This is a genomic window from Microbacterium sp. EG9, from assembly GCF_059759475.1.
On sequence record NZ_CM186217.1, the window covers coordinates 1,564,829 to 1,582,073 of the forward strand.

Consider the following 17,245-nt stretch of genomic DNA (forward strand, 5'->3'; position numbering starts at 1 on the left):
TGGATAGCATCGAGACCATGAGTCGCCCTCCCCTGGCCCGCGAGAAGGTGCTGGACGCCTTCGAGGCGATCCTCGTGGACGACGGTGAACGCGCGGCGACGATGGATGCCACGGCCCGCTCAGCGGGCGTCTCGAAGGGCGGCCTGCTCTACCACTTCGCCTCGAAGGAACTGCTCGAGGCCGGCCTGATCGAACGCCTCCGCGCGCTCGTGGAGGACGACGTGGCGGCGATGTCGAGCTACCCGGGCGGCCCCATCGCCCACTACCTGCGGTCGTCGGTGATGTCCAACGACCCGATCGACCGCGCCATCCTCGCCGCCTCGCGCCTGGCGCAGGGCGGGAACACGCAGGCCGCGGAAGCGCTGCGCGAGGTGCGGGAGAAGTGGGCGGACGCCCTGCGCCCGTACGCCCCCGACGGCGCCGCGCTGGATCTGGTCATGCTCGTCGGCGACGGCCTGTACTTCAACAACGCCCTGTCGGGCGGCTCGATCCCCGGGCCGGTCCCCCGCGGCGACGCGCTCGACGCGCTGGTCGCCCTGGTCGAGCGCGCGGTCCGCTGACCCTGGGGCACCGCGTCTCGACTCGTCGCTGCGCTCCGCGCGCGACGACCGGGAAGAGGCGGTTCCCCCGGTCGTCGAGCGAGCGCAGCGAGTCGAAACGCCCTGCGGACCTCAGGCCTCGCTGATCTCCAGCTGGCGGAACAGGTCGGCGCCGATCGCCGCACGCGTGTCGTCCAGGATCGCGTCGGGCACGGGCTGGTCGACGGTCAGCACCGAGAGGGCGCGACCCGAGGCATCCGGCTGCGCGACGAACAGGCCCGCGATGTTGATGCCGGCCTCCCCGAGCTTCTGTCCGTAGATCGCGACGATGCCGGGACGGTCGGCGTAGCGCATCACGAGGTGGTGCTTCTCGATCGGCACCTCGATCTCGTAGCCGTTGATGCCGACGATCTTCGGCACCATGCGCGTGCCGGCCAGGGTGCCGGCGACCGTCAGCACGGATCCGTCGGACAGCGTGCCGCGCAGGATCGTGATGTTGCGGTACAGGGGGCTGTCGGCCTCGACGATCAGGCGGGTCTCGATGCCGCGCTGCTCGGCGAACAGCGGCGCGTTGACGTACGACACGTTCTCGCTGACGATCTTGGTGAAGATGCCCTTGAGCGCCGCGAGGCGGTAGACGCTCACGTCGTAGGCGGCGAGCTCACCGCGCACCTCGATGTCGAGGCTCGTGAGCGCGCTCGTCGCGAGGCCCGAGAGGACCTGCCCGAGCTGCTCGACGAGCGCGATGCCGGGGCGCACGAACGGGTCGATCACGCCACCGGCGACGTTGACGGCGTCGGGCACGAGGTCGCCCTCGAGGGCGAGCTTGACGGAGCGGGCGACCGAGATGCCGGCCTTCTCCTGCGCCTCGTCCGTCGAGGCCCCCAGGTGCGGGGTGACGACCACGTTCGGCAGCGACAGCAGCGGGAACGCGGTGCCCTCGGGCGTGGGGGGCTCGCTCGTGAAGACGTCGAGACCGGCCCCGGCGATCTCACCGGTGGTGAGGGCCGTGTACAGCGCCTCCTCGTCGATCAGTCCGCCGCGGGCGACGTTGACCACGTAGGCGGTCGGCTTCATCCGCGCGAACTGCTCGGCACCGATCATGCCGGTCGTCTCCGGCGTCTTGGGCATGTGGATCGTGATGAAGTCGCTCTGCTCGAGCAGGTCGTCGAGGCTCAGCAGGCTCACTCCGAGCTGCTGGGCGCGCGTGGGGGTGACATACGGGTCGTACGCGACGACCGTCACACCGAACGCCTGCAGCCGGGCCGCGATGAGCGCCCCGATGCGGCCGAGGCCGATGATGCCCACCGTCTTCTCGAACAGCTCGGTGCCGGTGAACGAGCTGCGCTTCCATGCGCCCGCCGCGAGCGACGCGTGCGCGGCCGGGATGTGGCGCGCCAGACTCAGGATGTGCCCGACGGTCAGCTCCGCCGCGGAGATGATGTTCGAGGTCGGCGCGTTGACGACCATGACGCCGGCGGCCGTCGCCGCCTTGATGTCGACGTTGTCGAGGCCCACGCCCGCACGCGCCACGACCTTGAGCACGGGGGCTGCGGCGATGGCCTCGGCATCCACCTTCGTCGCCGAGCGGATCAGGATCGCGTGCGCCTCGGCGATCGCCGACAGCAGCGCCGGGCGGTCGGTGCCGTCGACCTGACGGACGTCGAAGTCCGGCCCGAGGGCGTCGATCGTGGCGGGTGAGAGTTCTTCGGCGATGAGGACGACGGGCTTGGACACAGCGGCAGGACCTTTGCGAAGGATGGGATCGGTGGAAGGATGCCAGCCTACCGGTCGTGCCGCCCTGCCCCCGACCGTGTGACGGCCGGGAAAACCCGGCTCTCAGCCGATCATCGACGTGCCGGAGGGCCCGACGCTGTAGGTCAGGATGTTCAACCAGAACACCGCGACGACGCACAGCCCGGTGACGAGCACGAGCGAGAACTGCCACCACGAACGCCGCCAGCCCACGGCGAAGGCGACGCCGAACGCGACGAGCGGGAAGACCACCGACAGCAGCAGGACGAACCAGCCGTAGCCGTTGAGGGGCTGTGCGCCGGATGCCGCCTGGACGAGGAAGTCCACGGCGTTCCAGACGAAGTACGCGTAGAAGAGCCCGAAGAACACCGAGATCGTCACGATCAGCCAGGTCGGCAGCGCGCGCCGCTTCCCTGCGGCCACGGGGGTCGTCGCGGAGGACGTGTCCGGGGTCATCGTCCCACCGCCCCGACCAGGATGAAGGGCCACGGCACGAGGAGCGCGAGTCCGCCGAGCAGGAGCAGCACGCGGACCCAGGCCTTGGCGAGCCGGGTGAGCACGAACACCGTCAGGAACCACAGCGCCGGCGCCGCGACGGCGAGCCAGAACGCGACCGTGTATCCGACGGGGCTGACCAGGAACTGGGCGGTGCCCTGCAGCCGCAGTCCGCCGATGATCCAGCCGATCGTGAAGAGGAGGTAGGCGCCGGCGAGGATGCCGACCGTCACCAGCATCGCGTTCGACAGCTGTGCGGGCTCGTCCGGCATGGTGACCGTGCCGTCGGCCTCGATGCGGCCGACCTCCGCGCTCCCCTTCCCCACCGCCGTGTAGCCGTCGGGGAGGGCGAGGGGCTCCGCCGCGGGCTCATCGTCCTCGATCGGCTCGCCGTCCGCGACCGCCGTGTCGGCGCCGGGCCGGTGGCCGACATCGAGCGTGGGGTCGTCGTCGCCGTCCCAGCTGAGGGCGTCGTCGTCGCGTGGTGTGCTCACGCTTCGAGCGTAGCGCCGACCGCGGCCACCGCCGCCGCCACGACCGCCGCGTCGGTGACGTCGTGGCCGCTCGCGCCGCCGCCGGGCCCGGCCGGCGTGTCGCGGCCGGCGACGGCTCGCGCCGACAGATGCACGGCGTCGACGCCGGTCGCCACGATGGCCGGGATGTCGGGCACGCGGATGCCGCCGCCGGCCATGATCTCCACGCCCGCCCCGAGTGCGACGAAGCGGCGCAGCGCGCCGACCCCGTCGATCGAGCGGTCGGCCCCGCCCGAGGTGAGAACCCGGTCGACGCCCAGCTCGGCGAGGCGCTCGAGCACCGCGAGCGGATCCGCGGACGCGTCGATCGCCCGGTGGAAGACGAGCGTGAGGTCGCCGGCGGCCTCACGCCAGCGGCGCAGCGCCTCCGCGTCGACCGCGCCGGCGGCCGTCAGCGCACCGACGACGACGCCCCCGGCGCCGGCACGCGCGACCGCGGCGATGTCGGCGGCGACCAGGGCGACCTCGTCGGCGTCGTAGACGAACCCACCGCCCCGAGGGCGCACCAGCACATTGACCGGCTCTCCCCCGACGCCGGCCACCGCGGCCTCGACGAGTCCGATCGAGGGTGTCAGGCCGCCGACGCCCAGCGCCTGGCACAGTTCGAGACGGGAGGCTCCGGCATCCATCGCGGCGCGGGAGCCCGCGGCATCCTGCACGGCGATCTCGACGGCGACGGTCATGACCGCCACGCTAGCAAAGGCGAAGGCCCGACCCCCTTGTGAGGGGGCCGGGCCCGTGTGGCTTTCGCAAGCCTGCTCGGCGGGTGTGCCGAGGGTCTGGACGGGATCAGCGCGCGGCGGATCCCTCGGTGTAGTCGGCGTCCTGCTGCTTCCACGCGAACAGGGCACGCAGGTCCTTGCCGACGGCCTCGATCGGGTGGGCGGCGGCCTTCGCGCGCAGCTCCTGGAACTCGGGCGCACCGGCGTCCTGGTCGCCGATGAAGCGCTCCGCGAACGCCCCGGACTGGATGTCGGCGAGCACGCCCTGCATGTTCTCCTTGACGCGCGGGTCGATGACGCGCGGGCCGGAGACGTAGTCGCCGTACTCGGCCGTGTCGGAGACCGACCAGCGCTGCTTGGCGATGCCGCCCTCCCACATGAGGTCGACGATGAGCTTCAGCTCGTGCAGCACCTCGAAGTAGGCGATCTGCGGCTGGTAGCCGGCCTCGGTCAGCGTCTCGAAGCCGTACTGGACGAGCTGCGAGACACCGCCGCACAGCACCGCCTGCTCGCCGAAGAGGTCCGTCTCCGTCTCCTCGGTGAAGGTCGTCTTGATGACGCCGGCACGGGTGCCGCCGATGGCCTTCGCGTACGAGAGCGCGGTCTCCCAGGCGTGACCCGACGCGTCGCGCTCGACGGCGATGATGTCGGGGATGCCGCGACCGGCGACGAACTCGCGACGCACCGTGTGTCCCGGCGCCTTCGGGGCGACGAGGATGACGTCGACGCCCTCGGGCGCGTCGATGTAGCCGAAGCGGATGTTGAAGCCGTGGGCGAAGGCGAGCGTCTTGCCGGCCGCGAGGTTCGGCTGGATGCTGTCGCGGTAGATGCCGCGCTGGTGCTGGTCGGGCGCGAGGATCATGATCAGGTCGGCCCAGGCCGCCGCGTCGGCGACGCTCTTGACCTCGAAGCCGTCCTCCTGCGCCTTCGCGATGGACTTCGAGCCGTCCTTGAGCGCGATGACGACCTCGACGCCCGAGTCGCGGAGGTTCTGCGCGTGCGCGTGCCCCTGCGAGCCGTAGCCGACGATCGCGACCTTCTTGCTCTGGATGATGGACAGGTCGGCGTCGGAGTCGTAGAAGATCTCAGCCATGGTGTGTGTTTCTCCTTGGTTTCTTTCCGGTCGTTGAGCGGGCGCAGCGCGTCGAGGCGCCCGCGAGAGGTTCAGCCGCGCAGGACGCGTTCGGTGATGGACTTGCCGCCGCGGCCGATCGCGAGCAGACCCGACTGGGCGAGCTCCTTGATGCCGAACGGCTCGAGCGCGCGCAGGATCGCGTCGATCTTGCCGCGATCGCCGGTCACCTCGACGACCAGCGCATCGGTCGCGTAGTCGACGACCGAGGCGCGGAAGAGGTTCACGACCTCGATCACGTTGGAGCGCGTCTGGTTGTCGGCGCGCACCTTGATGAGCATGTGCTCGCGCTGCACGGATGCCGCGGGCTCCAGCTCGACGATCTTGATGACGTTGATCAGCTTGTTGAGCTGCTTGGTCACCTGCTCCAGCGGCAGCTCCTCGACGTCGACGACGACCGTGATGCGGGACAGGCCCGGCACCTCGGTGACGCCCACCGCGAGGGACTCGATGTTGAACCCGCGACGGGCGAACAGCCCCGCGACGCGGGTCAGCAGGCCCGGCTTGTTCTCCACCAGGAGGCTCAGGACATGACGGCTCATCTCAGTCCTCCTGATCGAAGCTCGGGGCGTGGTCGCGCGCGTACTGGATGTAGCTGTTGCTGACGCCCTGCGGCACCATCGGCCACACCATCGCGTCGGCGGAGACGACGAAGTCGATCACGACCGGGCGGTCGTTGGTCTCCAGCGCCGTCTGGATGGCGGCATCCACGTCTTCCTCCTTCTCCACGCGGATCGCGAGGCACCCGTAGGCCTCCGCGAGCTTCACGAAGTCGGGGATGCGGATGCTGCCGTGGCCCGTGTTGAGGTTGGTGTTGGAGTAGCGGCCGTCGTAGAACAGCGTCTGCCACTGGCGCACCATGCCGAGGCTCGAGTTGTTGATGATCGCGACCTTGATCGGGATGTTGTTGATCGCGCAGGTGGCGAGCTCCTGATTGGTCATCTGGAAGCAGCCGTCGCCGTCGATCGCCCACACGACGCGGTCGGGTTCGGCGACCTTGGCCCCCATGGCGGCGGGGACGGAGTACCCCATCGTGCCGGCGCCACCGGAGTTCAGCCACGCGTTGGGGCGCTCGTACGTGATGAACTGCGCGGCCCACATCTGGTGCTGGCCCACGCCCGCCGCGTAGACGCCCTCGGGGCCGGTGAGCGCGCCGATGCGGGAGATCACGTACTGCGGCGACATCAGTCCGTCGCTCGGCTGCGTGTAGCCGAGGGGGAACTCGTCACGCAGGCCGTCGAGGTACGACCACCACTCGGCGATGTCGGGCTTCTGCCCCTCCGCCGCCCCGCGGAACGCCGCGTCGAGGTCGACGAGCACGTCGCGCACGTCGCCGACGATCGGCACGTCGGCCGTGCGGATCTTCGAGATCTCGGCGGGATCGATGTCGACGTGCACGACCTGCGCGTTCGGGGCGAACAGCGCCGCCTTGCCGGTGACGCGGTCGTCGAAGCGGGCGCCGAGCGCCACGATGAGGTCGGACTCCTGCAGGGCCAGCACCGCCGGCACCGTGCCGTGCATGCCCGGCATCCCCAGGTGCTGCGGGTGCGAGTCGGGGAACGCGCCGCGCGCCATGAGCGTCGTCACGACCGGGGCGCCGGTCGTCTCGGCGAGGGTGCGCAGCTCGGCGGCCGCCCCGGCGCGGACCACGCCGCCGCCGACGTACAGCACCGGCTTGCGCGCGGTGACGAGGAGCTGGGCCGCGGCCTGGATCTGCTTGCCGTGGGCCTTCGTGACGGGGCGGTATCCGGGCAGCTCGATCTTCGGCGGCCACACGAACGGCGCCTCGGCCTGCTGCGCGTCCTTGGTGATGTCCACCAGCACGGGGCCCGGACGGCCCGTCGAGGCGATCTCGAAGGCGGCCGCGATGGCGCCGGGGATCTCCGACGCCTCCTTCACGAGGAAGGAGTGCTTCGTGATCGGCATCGTGATGCCGACGATGTCGGCCTCCTGGAACGCGTCGGTGCCCATCAGGGTCGAGAACACCTGGCCGGTGATCGCGACGATCGGCATCGAGTCCATGTAGGCGTCGGCGATCGCGGTCACCAGGTTGGTGGCGCCCGGACCGCTCGTCGCGATGGCGACGCCGACCTTGCCGGATGCCGCGGCGTAGCCCTCGGCGGCGTGGCCGGCGCCCTGCTCGTGGCGCACGAGGATGTGGCGCAGCGCCGTCGAGTCCATCAGGGGGTCGTAGACGGGGAGGATCGCGCCGCCGGGCAGGCCGAAGACGTCGGTCACTCCGAGGAGCTCGAGTGAGCGGACGACGGCCTGGGCGCCGGTCAGCACCGGTGCGGAGGATCCTCGGGCGGGTGGTCGCGGCACGGCCGCGGTGTCGAGAGACATAGTGGTACCTCGGGTGTCGGATGCGTGTGAGGGCGGCTTCCCGCCCTGGAGTCTCGGCCTCAGCCGGTCGTCGCGCCCTCCGCTGCGGAGCGCACGAGTTTCGAGTACTTGGCCAGAACGCCACGGGTGTAGCGCGGGGGAAGCGGCTCCCAGCCGTCACGGCGGGAGTTCAGCTCTGCGTCGTCGACGAGTAGGTCGAGAGTGCGAGCCGCGATATCGACCCGTATCAGATCACCATCGCGCACGAAGGCGATAGGACCTGCGTCCACCGCTTCGGGTGCTATGTGGCCGATGCACAGGCCGGTTGTGCCGCCTGAGAATCTGCCGTCCGTCAAGAGTAGTACATCTTTTCCGAGCCCCGCGCCCTTGATGGCCGCGGTGATCGCGAGCATCTCCCGCATGCCGGGGCCGCCCTTGGGACCCTCGTAGCGGATGACGATGACGCTGCCGGCCTCGATCTCGCCGGCTTCCAGGGCATCCATCGCGCCGCGCTCGCGCTCGAACACGCGCGCCGGGCCCTCGAACACCGACGCGTCGAAGCCGGCGGTCTTCACGACGGCGCCCTCGGGGGCGAGGGTGCCGTGCAGGATCGTCAGGCCGCCGGTCGCGTGGATCGGGTCGTCGAAGGTGTGGATGACGGTGCCGTCGATGGGGTCGGGGTCGAGCTCGCGGAGGTTCTCGGCGAGCGTCTTTCCGGTGACCGTGAGGGCGTCGCCGTGCAGCAGGCCCTCGTCGAGCATGGCCTTCATGATGACGGGGATGCCGCCGTGGCGGTCGACGTCGTTCATGACGTACTTCCCGAACGGCTTCATGTCGGCCACGTGCGGCACCCGGTCACCGATGCGGTTGAAGTCGTGCAGGCTGAGCTCCACCTCGGCCTCGCGCGCGATGGCCAGAAGGTGCAGCACGACGTTGGTCGAGCCGCCGAGCGCCATCGCGAGGGCGATCGCGTTCTCGAACGCCTCCTTCGTGAGGATGTCGCGGGTCGTGATGCCCTGGCGCAGGAGGTTGACGACGGCCTCGCCCGAGCGGTGCGCGTAGTAGTCGCGGCGACGGTCGGCGGACGGCGGGGCCGCCGAGCCCGGAAGGCTGAGACCGAGCGCCTCCGCCACCGAGGCCATCGTGTTGGCGGTGTACATGCCGCCGCAGGCGCCCTCGCCCGGGGCGATGGCGCACTCGATGCGCTTGAGGTCCGCTTCGCTCATCTTGCCCGCGAGGCAGGCGCCGACGGCCTCGAAGGAGTCGATGATCGTGACGTCCTTCTCCGTGCCGTCCGACAGCTTCACCCAGCCGGGGGCGATCGAGCCGGCGTAGAGGAAGACGCTCGACAGGTCGAGGCGAGCGGACGCCATGAGCATGCCCGGGATCGACTTGTCGCAGCCGGCGAGCAGCACGGTGCCGTCCAGACGCTCGGCCATGACGACGGTCTCGACCGAGTCGGCGATGACCTCGCGCGAGACGAGCGAGAAGTGCATGCCCTCGTGACCCATCGAGATGCCGTCCGAGACGGAGATGGTCCCGAACTGCAGGGGGTAGCCGCCGCCGGCGTGCACGCCCTCCTTGGCTCCCTGAGCGAGCCGGTCGAGGCTCAGGTTGCAGGGGGTGATCTCGTTCCAGCTGGAGGCGATTCCGATCTGGGGCTTGTCCCAGTCCTCGTCGCCCATGCCGACCGCACGGAGCATGCCGCGGGAGGTGGTCGCCTCGATGCCGTCCGTGACGACACGACTGCGGGGCTTGATGTCGATGGTGGGATCGCTGTCCGGCATCCTCGAAGTCTATTCCCGCACGGTGTCGCGTTCGCGCGCGAGACCCGACAGCAGCGCCGCCAGTTCGGGGATGCCGTCGACACGCACCGTGGCGGCCGTCGCTCCCCCACCGACGCGCACGCCCACGTCGCCGGACTCGAGGCTGCGCAGGGCGTCCTCGTCGGTGACGTCGTCGCCGGCGAACAGCACGGCGGTCGCACCGGTGCGCTCGCGCAACCGCGCCACAGCGCCGTCCTTGCCCTCGGTGCGGAACGCGTACTCGAGGATGTCGTGGCCGTCGCGGCGGCGCCAGTCGGGCGCCTCGACGGCCATGAGCCCGGCGATCGCGTCGTGCGCCCGCGCCGCGTGGGCCGGGTCGGCGACCAGCCGGGTGTGCAGCGCGAACCCGAACTGCTTCGGCTCGATCCATGCGCCCGCGGCCAGCGCAGCCAGCGCCTCGGCGCGGCGGCGCAGATCGTCGCGGAGGGCGAGGAGCGCGGCATCCGCACTGTCGGCGTCGCGATCGTCGTCAGAGGCGGGCCAGTGCTCGGCGCCGTGGGATCCGGCGAGCAGCACCGGCGAGGCGTCGTCGTGCTCCGCGATGATGCGGAGGTCGTGCAGAGAGCGCCCCGAGACGAGGGCGACCGTCGTCGCGGGCGCGCGCACGAGTGCGTCGACCGCGGCGCGGGCGTCCGCGGTCATCCGCGCCGCCATCGGCTCGTCGATCAGCGGCGCGAGGGTGCCGTCGAAGTCGAGCGCCACCAGCAGACGCTCGGTCCGCGCGAGCGCGGCGACGGCCGGAGCGAGGCTCACGACCGTGCCTTCACGGCGTCGAGGTCGGTGAGGAAACGACGTGACCAGTCCGCGACGTCGTGATCCCGCACGCGGCGGCGGAGTCCTCGCATCCGCCGCGCCTGTTCGGCGGGCTGCATGTCGATCGCGGTCATGATCGCGTCCTTGAGGCCGTCGATGTCGTGGGGGTTGACCTTCACCGCCTGGGCGAGTTCGTCCGCCGCGCCGGTGAACTCGCTCAGCACGAGCACGCCGCGACTGTCGACCCGGCTGGCGACGTACTCCTTCGCGACGAGGTTCATCCCGTCGCGCAGCGCCGTGACGAGCATGACGTCGGCGGCCAGGTAGAGCGCGACCATCTCCTCGCGCGGATACGAGTGGTGCAGGTATCTGATCGCGGTGTGCCCCACCGTGTCGTAGTCGCCGTTGATGCGCCCGACGGTGAGCTCGATCTCGTCGCGCAGCTGCATGTAGGCGGCCACGCGCTCCCGGCTGGGGCTCGCCACCTGCACGAGCGTGACGTCCTCGACCTCCAGGCGGCCCTCCTCGAGAAGCTCGCCGTAGGCCTTCAGCCGGTGGCCGATGCCCTTGGTGTAGTCGAGGCGGTCGACGCCGAAGAGCACCGTCTGCGGATTGCCGAGGCTCTCCCGGATCTCCTTCGCGCGCGCCTGCACCTCGGGCCGGCGCGCGATCTCGTCGTACAGCTGCGCGTCGATGGAGATCGGATACGCCTTCGCGACCGCGGTGCGCACCGAGCCGTCGTCGGCCACGATGCGGATGGTGCCGGACTTGGTCTCGAAGCCGAGCTGGCGACGGACCGCGTTCGTGAAGTTGCCGGCATCCTGCACCCGCTGGAAGCCGATGACGTCGGCGCCCAGAAGTCCCGACAGCACGTGTCTGCGCCACGGCAGCTGGGCGAACAGGCCGTATGCCGGGAATGGAATGTGGTGGAAGTAGCCGATCACGACGTCGGGGCGCAGCGCGCGCAGCAGGCGCGGGACCAGCTGGAGCTGGTAATCCTGCACCCACACGATGGCGCCCGGGGCGGCGACGGATGCCGCGGCCTCGGCGAACCGCTCGTTGACGCGGACGTAGGCCTCCCACCACTCGCGATGGTAGGCCGGCGGCGAGATGACGTCGTGGTACAGCGGCCAGATGGTGTCGTTGGAGAAGCCCTCGTAGTAGAGCTCGACGTCCTCATCGGTGAGGGTCACCGGGACCAGCTCCATGCCGTCGAGCTCGAACGGCTCGAGTTCCAGCCCCGCGGTCCCGGGCCACCCGACCCACGCACCCCCGGTCTGCTGCAGCACCGGCTCGAGCGCGGCGACGAGGCCTCCGGGCGAGCGCCGCCACCCGCCCTCGACGCTCGGGTCGTGGTCTACGGGCAAACGGTTCGACACGACGATCACGTCGGCCTTGGACTTCCGGTCGCTCACGCGGCTCCTCTCGGCAGGCGTGGGTCCAGGCTAACGTGGTCCCATGCGCAAGTACCTGTTCGGGACCGGGATCATCTCCGCCGTCACCAGCGGCCTCGCCCTGCTGCGCGGCCTCCGTGGCGACGTGCCCTTCACGTGGCGGCAGGCTCTCGCGTGGCTGAGTTGGGGCATCACGCTCGCGCTGTCGATCGGCACGATCGTCGACACGTACCGCGCCTCGCGCGGAAAGCTCGTGGCGACCGACTCGCCGCTGCGGGGCAGCGAGGAGAAGCTCCTCGCCAAGCGCCTCTCCCGCTGACGGCGGGCCCCTCTGCGCGTCCGCGGCCGACGGGTGCCGGGTCAGAGCGCGATCTGGTAGTGCACGAAGCCGGTATCCTCGGCGACGCGGTCGTACAGGGTGCGCGCCGTCGCGTTGCCGCTCTGGGTGAGCCAGTAGACCTTCGCCGCCCCCTCGATCTGCGCGCGGTCGCGTACGTGGGCGATGAGCGCACGCCCGACGCCGCCGCCACGGACATCCGGCGAGACGAACAGGTCCTCGAGGTAGCAGTACGCACCGATGCTCCAGGTGGACGGGTGGAAGAGCCAGTGCACGAGGCCGACGGCACGTCCGTCGTCGTCGCGCGCGATCGCCCCGCGCAGCGCCCCGCCCTCCACGAGCCGGCGGAAGACGTCCGCGGTGACCTCGTCGGTCAGCTCACTCTCGTAGAACGTGAGGTAGCCGGCCCAGAGGGCGGCCCACTCGTCATGGTCGGCGGCGGTCAGCGCTGCGATGGTCACCATCCGGTGAGACTATCGCGACGACGCGCGCCGCCCGGCGTCGCGAGGCGACGTCCGGACGGCGCGCGACGGCCGCCTCAGTGGGCGAGCACCGGCTCGGATGCCGCGTCGGGCGCCGGGGCACCCGCATCCCCCGCCGCAGCGGCGCCCTTGCGTCGGAAGGCCACCGCGGAGATGAGCGCACCGAGGCCGAATGCCCCCGCACCCCACCAGTACGCCGTCGCGTAGCTGTGGATGGCCGCGTCCGCGAGCACGTCCGGCGTCACGGGCGTGTGCGCGGCGACGAAGTCCGCCGCGGCGGTGGCGGCGAGGGTGTTCAGCAGTGCCGTGCCGATCGAGCCGCCCACCTGCTGCGAGGTGTTGACCATCGCGGAGGCGACGCCGGCGAACTCGCGGTCGACGCCGAGGGTGGCCGTCTGGATCGACGGCGGCATGATCGATCCCATACCGAGCCCCAGCAGCATCAGCGCCGGCAGCACGTTCGCGGCGTACACGCTGGAGCGATCGAGGAACGTGAGCAGCACCATGCCCGACATGGCCAGCAGCATGCCGATCGGAACCATCGTCTTCGGACCGAACCGCGGCAGGAAGATGTTCGTCGACAGCTGCGCACTGAGCACCAGCATCGCGATCATCGGGAGGAACGACAGCCCGGTCTGGATCGGAGAGTAGCCGAGCGTGGTCTGGAGGTAGTAGGTCACGAACAGGAAGATCCCGAACATCCCCGCACCGGCGATGAGGATCGAGCTGTACGCGGCCGCCCGGTTGCGGTCGAGGACGATACGCAGAGGCAGCAGCGGATGCGCGGCCCGGCGCTGCCACAGGACGAAGGCGACGAGCAGCACGCCCGACGCGGTGAGCATGCCCCACGTCAGCGGCGCGTCCCAGCCGTCGGTCTCCGCGTGGGCGAATCCGTAGACCAGGGCGAAGAGGGCACCGGACACCAGCACCGTCCCCGGCACATCGAGCTTCGGACGCGGGCCCGTCCGCGGGATCGTGTGCACGAAGAAGATCGCGCCGATCACGGCGATCACCGCGATGACGTCGTTGATGTAGAGGTTCCAGCGCCAGCTCAGGTCCTCCGTGAGGATGCCGCCGAGCAGGAGCCCGATGGCGCCGCCGGCACCGGCGATCGCGCCGAAGACGCCGAAGGCGCGACCGCGCTCCTTGGGATCGGTGAAGGTCGTGGTGAGCACCGCGAGCGCCGTCGGCGCCAACAGTGCACCGAAGGCGCCCTGCAGCGCCCGGGCGAAGACGAGGAGTCCGAAGGTGTCGGCCATGCCGCCGAGGGCGGAGGCGAGCGCGAAGCCGAGCAGTCCGATGATGAAGGCGCGTTTGCGTCCGATGAGATCCGACAGGCGGCCGCCGAGCAGGAGCAGGGAGCCGAAGGCCAGGGAGTAGGCCGTGATGATCCACTGCCGGTCGCCGTCGGAGAACTGCAGGTCGGCCTGCGCGGCGGGCAGGGCGATGTTCACGACGGTCGCGTCGAGCACGACCATCAGCTGGGCCAGCGCGACGACGGCGAGCGTCAGCCAGCGCCGGCTGGAGTGCGCCGCCGCAGCGGCTTCGGGTGAGGGTGAGGTCATGCGGGAGACTCTATACGACACTCGCCAGTTCCGAAACCAAATAGTTCCTGAACACGACGGTTCCTGAACTACACTGTTCTCATGACTGACACCACCCTCAGCGCCGAGGACGTCGACCCCGCCCCCAAACTCGGGCGCAAGCGCGATCACTCGCGGGATCCGGAGATCCTCGCCGCAGCGCTCGACATCCTCGCCGAGAAGGGCTACGAGCGCATGACGGTCGACATGGTCGCCGCGCGTGCGCGCGCCGGCAAGGCGACCCTCTACCGGCGCTGGCCGTCGAAGGCCGAGCTCGTGATCGATGCGGTGGCCTGCATGAAGAGCGCCTCCCCCGCCGATCTCCCCGACACGGGCTCGCTGCGCGGCGACCTCGTCGCCAACATCAAGGCTCCCGTGATGAAGGACGGTGAGCGCAAGCTCCGGATCATGGCCGGGATGGTCTCCCTCATGTCGGAGTCTCCCGAGTTCGCCGACGCCGCGCGCGCGGTCATCGTCGAGCCCCGTTCCGCCGCGCTGCGCGTGCTCATCCAGCGCGCGATCGAACGCGGTGAGGTCGCGCCCGACGTCGATGTCGCCCTCGTGGCGCAGGTGATCCCGGCCATGACGGCGTACAAGACCCTCATGCTCGGCACCGCCGTCGACCGCGACTACATCATCGCCCTGGTCGACGACATCCTCCTGCCCGCACTCGGGCTGCGCCCCGCCTGACCCGGCGCGCGCGGGTGTCGCCCCGCGCACGCCGCCGTGCTCAGCGCGTGAGGATCAGCGCCTCCCCCTGACCGCCCCCGCCGCAGAGGCCGACGGCTGCCGTGCTCGAACCGCGGCGGACGAGCTCGTGCACGGCGTGCACGACGAGCCGGGCGCCGGAAGCGCCGATCGGGTGACCGAGCGCGATGCCGCCGCCGTGGACGTTCACGACGTCCTCCCCCACCCCGAGCTCGCGCTGCGAGCGGGCGACGACGGCGCCGAACGCCTCGTTGATCTCGATGAGATCCAGATCGGATGCCGCGAGATGCTGGCGCTGCAGGGCCTGGGCGATCGCGCGCGCGGGCTGCGCGTGCAGCGAGTTGTCGGGGCCGGCGACCTGACCGGCCGCGCCCACCACGGCAAGAACGGGCCAGCCGCTCGCGTCGGCGTGCGCACGCGTGGTCAGCACCACGGCGGCCGCGCCGTCGGAGATCTGCGATGCGTTGCCGGCCGTGATCGACCCGTCGGCCGAGAACGCGGGGCGAAGACCGGCGAGGGTCTCTTCGGTGGTCTCGTCGCGGATGCCCTCATCGGTGGTGATGGTCACCGCGGGACCGCGGCGCTGCGCCACCTCGACCGCGACGATCTCGGCGTCGAAGACCCCGGCATCCCGCGCCGCCGCGGCGCGCTGGTGCGACAGGGCGGCGACGCGGTCCTGCTGTTCGCGCGTCACCTCGAACCGTGGGTTCAGCCGCTCGGTCGACGCGCCCATGCTCTCGCGGTCGTACGCGTCGGTCAGACCGTCGTAGGCCATGTGGTCGAGCACCTCGACGGATCCGTAGCTCCAGCCCTCGCGCGAGCCCATCAGCAGGTGCGGCGCGCGCGTCATCGACTCCATGCCGCCCGCGACGACGACCCTCGCGTCGCCGGAGGCGATCATCCGCTTGGCGTCGATGATCGCGGTCAGTCCCGACAGGCACACCTTGTTGACGGCGGATGCCGGGACGTCCCAGCCGAGTCCGCCGGCGAGGGCCGCCTGGCGCGCCGGGTTCTGTCCGGAACCGGCCGGCAGCACCTGGCCCATGATCACGGCATCCATGGCGTCGGCGGGGATGGCACCCTGTGCGAGCGCGCCGGCGATGGCGAACCCGCCGAGCTGCGGGGCGGTGAAGGAGGCGAGCTGCCCCTTGAGCCGGCCCTGCGGCGTGCGGGCGGCGGCCACGATGACGATGTCGTCGGTGCTCATGCGATCTCCTCGAGTGCGGCGGCGATGATCAGGCGGGGTTCGGTGGCGGCGACGACCTCGGCGACGCTGACACCCGGAGCGGTCTCCACGAGCACGAGCCCGTCGGCCGTGACGTCGATGACGGCGAGGTCGGTGATGATCCGGTCGACGACTCCGCGTCCCGTGAGCGGCAGCGAACACGCGTCGACGATCTTGGCCGAGCCGTCGCGCGCGACGTGCTCCATCAGCACGATCACGCGTTCCGCGCCGTGGACGAGGTCCATGGCGCCCCCCGGACCCTTGACCATCTTCCCGGGGATCATCCAGTTCGCCAGGTCGCCGGAGGCCGACACCTGCATGGCGCCGAGGATGGCCGCGTCGATCTTCCCGCCGCGGATCATGCCGAAGCTCAGCGCCGAGTCGAAGAACGCGGCGCCCGGGAGGACCGTGACGGTCTCCTTGCCGGCGTTGATGAGGTCGGGGTCGACGTGGGCCTCGGTCGGATACGGACCGACGCCGAGGATGCCGTTCTCCGACTGCAGCACGACGGTGACGTCGTCGGGCACGAAGTTCGGCACGAGCGTCGGCAGACCGATGCCGAGGTTCACATACGACCCGTCGGCCAGCTCCGCGGCCGCACGTGCGGCCATCTCGTTGCGGGTGAGCGCCATCTCAGGCTCCTTCCCGGATGTCGCGGTCGGCGCTGTCGTCGACCGTGACGGTGCGGCGCTCGATGCGCTTCTCGATGTCGGTGCCGACCTCCACGATGCGGTGCACGTAGATGCCGGGCAGATGGATGCCGTCGGGATCGAGTTCGCCGGGGGCGACGAGCTCCTCGACCTGCGCGATGCAGATCCTCCCGGCCATGGCGGCGAGCGGATTGAAGTTGCGGGCGGCCTTGTGGAAGACGAGGTTTCCGTGGGTGTCGCCCTTCGCGGCGTGCACGAGGGCGAAGTCGGTGACGATCGCCTCTTCGAGCACGTAGTCGCGCTCCTCGCCGGTGACGGCGAACGTGCGGACATCCTTCGGCGGCGACGCCACCGCGATGCCCCCGGCGCCGTCGTACTTGCGCGGCAGTCCGCCCTCCGCGACCTGGGTCCCGACGCCGGTCTGGGTGAAGAAGGCCGCGATGCCCACGCCGCCGGCGCGGAGCTTCTCGGCGAGCGTGCCCTGCGGTGTCAGCTCCAGCTCGAGCTCGCCGGAGAGGAACTGCCGCTCGAACTCCTTGTTCTCGCCGACGTAGGAAGAGGTCATCTTGCGGATGCGTTTCGCGTTCAGCAGCACGCCGAGGCCCCAGTCGTCGACGCCGCAGTTGTTCGAGACGATCGAAAGGTCGCGCGTGCCCTGGGCCAGCAGCGCCTCGATGAGCGCGATGGGATTGCCCGAGAGGCCGAATCCGCCGACGGCCAGCGATGCGCCGTCCGGGATGTCGGCCACCGCATCGGCGGCCGACGGGTAGGTCTTGTCGATCACGAATC

The 17,245-nt window shown here is 70.7% G+C and carries 18 protein-coding genes; 3 read left to right on the top strand and 15 right to left on the bottom strand.

The genetic code is table 11. The features are described 5' to 3' along the window. Positions 1-17 precede the first annotated feature (17 nt). Entirely contained in the window at positions 18-560 is a 543-nt protein-coding gene (locus AC6CQV_RS07365; RefSeq protein ID WP_060958426.1) for a TetR/AcrR family transcriptional regulator, read from the top strand. 111 nt (positions 561-671) lie between these two features. Here AC6CQV_RS07365 and serA read toward each other — a convergent pair whose 3' ends face one another. From serA to AC6CQV_RS07415, 10 genes are all read right to left on the bottom strand, one after another. Continuing rightward, positions 672-2,276, bottom strand: coding sequence for a phosphoglycerate dehydrogenase (gene serA, locus AC6CQV_RS07370; protein WP_498260641.1), 1,605 nt, complete (start codon positions 2,274-2,276; stop codon positions 672-674). Positions 2,277-2,378: 102 nt separating this feature from the next. Beyond that, a complete protein-coding gene (locus tag AC6CQV_RS07375; RefSeq protein WP_205282820.1) occupies positions 2,379-2,750 on the bottom strand; it encodes a bacitracin resistance protein in 372 nt (123 codons plus the stop codon). After that, positions 2,747-3,283: a DNA polymerase III subunit gamma/tau gene (locus AC6CQV_RS07380; RefSeq protein WP_498260642.1), complete on the bottom strand. Its 537-nt coding sequence runs from the start codon at positions 3,281-3,283 to the stop codon at positions 2,747-2,749. Before AC6CQV_RS07380 ends, AC6CQV_RS07375 begins: the two co-directional genes overlap by 4 nt. Further along, a complete protein-coding gene (locus AC6CQV_RS07385; protein ID WP_498260643.1) occupies positions 3,280-4,005 on the bottom strand; it encodes a copper homeostasis protein CutC in 726 nt (241 codons plus the stop codon). The genes AC6CQV_RS07380 and AC6CQV_RS07385 overlap by 4 nt, the downstream gene beginning before the upstream one ends. Before the next feature lie 106 nt (positions 4,006-4,111). Beyond that, on the bottom strand, positions 4,112-5,137 hold the full coding sequence (gene ilvC, locus AC6CQV_RS07390; protein WP_060958421.1) for a ketol-acid reductoisomerase: 1,026 nt from the start codon (positions 5,135-5,137) through the stop codon (positions 4,112-4,114). Between the two features lie 71 nt (positions 5,138-5,208). Then, a complete protein-coding gene (ilvN, locus tag AC6CQV_RS07395) occupies positions 5,209-5,718 on the bottom strand; it encodes an acetolactate synthase small subunit (RefSeq protein ID WP_036290481.1) in 510 nt (169 codons plus the stop codon). A 1-nt stretch (position 5,719) separates the two neighbouring features. Continuing rightward, the gene (locus AC6CQV_RS07400) at positions 5,720-7,519 is read right to left on the bottom strand and encodes an acetolactate synthase large subunit (protein WP_060958420.1); all 1,800 of its coding nucleotides are present in this window, start codon (positions 7,517-7,519) and stop codon (positions 5,720-5,722) included. 59 nt (positions 7,520-7,578) lie between these two features. Next, a complete protein-coding gene (ilvD, locus tag AC6CQV_RS07405) occupies positions 7,579-9,285 on the bottom strand; it encodes a dihydroxy-acid dehydratase (RefSeq protein WP_060958419.1) in 1,707 nt (568 codons plus the stop codon). Positions 9,286-9,294: 9 nt separating this feature from the next. Further along, on the bottom strand, positions 9,295-10,077 hold the full coding sequence (otsB, locus tag AC6CQV_RS07410; protein WP_498260644.1) for a trehalose-phosphatase: 783 nt from the start codon (positions 10,075-10,077) through the stop codon (positions 9,295-9,297). Next, a complete protein-coding gene (locus AC6CQV_RS07415; RefSeq protein ID WP_060958417.1) occupies positions 10,074-11,492 on the bottom strand; it encodes an alpha,alpha-trehalose-phosphate synthase (UDP-forming) in 1,419 nt (472 codons plus the stop codon). Before AC6CQV_RS07415 ends, otsB begins: the two co-directional genes overlap by 4 nt. A gap of 43 nt (positions 11,493-11,535) precedes the next feature. On the opposite strand from AC6CQV_RS07415, the gene AC6CQV_RS07420 reads away from it, so the two are divergent. Next, the gene (locus tag AC6CQV_RS07420) at positions 11,536-11,790 is read left to right on the top strand and encodes a hypothetical protein (RefSeq protein WP_060958416.1); all 255 of its coding nucleotides are present in this window, start codon (positions 11,536-11,538) and stop codon (positions 11,788-11,790) included. Positions 11,791-11,831: 41 nt separating this feature from the next. Here the strand turns inward: AC6CQV_RS07420 and AC6CQV_RS07425 are convergent, their stop codons facing one another. Both AC6CQV_RS07425 and AC6CQV_RS07430 read right to left on the bottom strand, forming a co-directional pair. Then, a complete protein-coding gene (locus tag AC6CQV_RS07425) occupies positions 11,832-12,272 on the bottom strand; it encodes a GNAT family N-acetyltransferase (protein ID WP_060958415.1) in 441 nt (146 codons plus the stop codon). Positions 12,273-12,346: 74 nt separating this feature from the next. Beyond that, positions 12,347-13,855 carry an MFS transporter gene (locus AC6CQV_RS07430; RefSeq protein ID WP_231734828.1) on the bottom strand — a complete coding sequence of 503 codons (1,509 nt, stop codon included), beginning with the start codon at positions 13,853-13,855 and terminating at the stop codon, positions 12,347-12,349. Between the two features lie 81 nt (positions 13,856-13,936). Here AC6CQV_RS07430 and AC6CQV_RS07435 point away from each other — a divergent pair, with 81 nt between their 5' ends. Further along, complete coding sequence (locus AC6CQV_RS07435) at positions 13,937-14,563, top strand: TetR/AcrR family transcriptional regulator (RefSeq protein ID WP_060958413.1); 627 nt, start codon at positions 13,937-13,939, stop codon at positions 14,561-14,563. A 40-nt stretch (positions 14,564-14,603) separates the two neighbouring features. Here AC6CQV_RS07435 and AC6CQV_RS07440 read toward each other — a convergent pair whose 3' ends face one another. From AC6CQV_RS07440 to AC6CQV_RS07450, 3 genes are read right to left on the bottom strand one after another with little or no spacing between them, the layout of a single operon-like run. Then, positions 14,604-15,788, bottom strand: coding sequence for an acetyl-CoA C-acetyltransferase (locus AC6CQV_RS07440; protein ID WP_498260645.1), 1,185 nt, complete (start codon positions 15,786-15,788; stop codon positions 14,604-14,606). Continuing rightward, positions 15,785-16,438: a 3-oxoacid CoA-transferase subunit B gene (locus AC6CQV_RS07445; protein WP_498260646.1), complete on the bottom strand. Its 654-nt coding sequence runs from the start codon at positions 16,436-16,438 to the stop codon at positions 15,785-15,787. The genes AC6CQV_RS07440 and AC6CQV_RS07445 overlap by 4 nt, the downstream gene beginning before the upstream one ends. A 1-nt stretch (position 16,439) precedes the next feature. Beyond that, positions 16,440-17,240 (bottom strand): CoA transferase subunit A, encoded by an 801-nt coding sequence (locus tag AC6CQV_RS07450; protein ID WP_498260647.1) that lies wholly within the window; start codon positions 17,238-17,240, stop codon positions 16,440-16,442. Positions 17,241-17,245 lie beyond the last annotated feature (5 nt).

Bases quoted from the DNA above. Each gene is read 5' to 3' on its own strand.
- AC6CQV_RS07365 (WP_060958426.1), top strand. From the start codon at position 18: ATGAGTCGCCCTCCCCTGGCCCGCGAGAAGGTGCTGGACGCCTTCGAG.
- AC6CQV_RS07375 (WP_205282820.1), bottom strand. From the start codon at position 2,750: ATGACCCCGGACACGTCCTCCGCGACGACCCCCGTGGCCGCAGGGAAG.
- AC6CQV_RS07385 (WP_498260643.1), bottom strand. From the start codon at position 4,005: ATGACCGTCGCCGTCGAGATCGCCGTGCAGGATGCCGCGGGCTCCCGC.
- ilvC (WP_060958421.1), bottom strand. From the start codon at position 5,137: ATGGCTGAGATCTTCTACGACTCCGACGCCGACCTGTCCATCATCCAG.
- ilvN (WP_036290481.1), bottom strand. From the start codon at position 5,718: ATGAGCCGTCATGTCCTGAGCCTCCTGGTGGAGAACAAGCCGGGCCTG.
- AC6CQV_RS07400 (WP_060958420.1), bottom strand. From the start codon at position 7,519: ATGTCTCTCGACACCGCGGCCGTGCCGCGACCACCCGCCCGAGGATCC.
- ilvD (WP_060958419.1), bottom strand. From the start codon at position 9,285: ATGCCGGACAGCGATCCCACCATCGACATCAAGCCCCGCAGTCGTGTC.
- AC6CQV_RS07420 (WP_060958416.1), top strand. From the start codon at position 11,536: ATGCGCAAGTACCTGTTCGGGACCGGGATCATCTCCGCCGTCACCAGC.
- AC6CQV_RS07425 (WP_060958415.1), bottom strand. From the start codon at position 12,272: ATGGTGACCATCGCAGCGCTGACCGCCGCCGACCATGACGAGTGGGCC.
- AC6CQV_RS07430 (WP_231734828.1), bottom strand. From the start codon at position 13,855: ATGACCTCACCCTCACCCGAAGCCGCTGCGGCGGCGCACTCCAGCCGG.
- AC6CQV_RS07435 (WP_060958413.1), top strand. From the start codon at position 13,937: ATGACTGACACCACCCTCAGCGCCGAGGACGTCGACCCCGCCCCCAAA.
- AC6CQV_RS07440 (WP_498260645.1), bottom strand. From the start codon at position 15,788: ATGAGCACCGACGACATCGTCATCGTGGCCGCCGCCCGCACGCCGCAG.
- AC6CQV_RS07445 (WP_498260646.1), bottom strand. From the start codon at position 16,438: ATGGCGCTCACCCGCAACGAGATGGCCGCACGTGCGGCCGCGGAGCTG.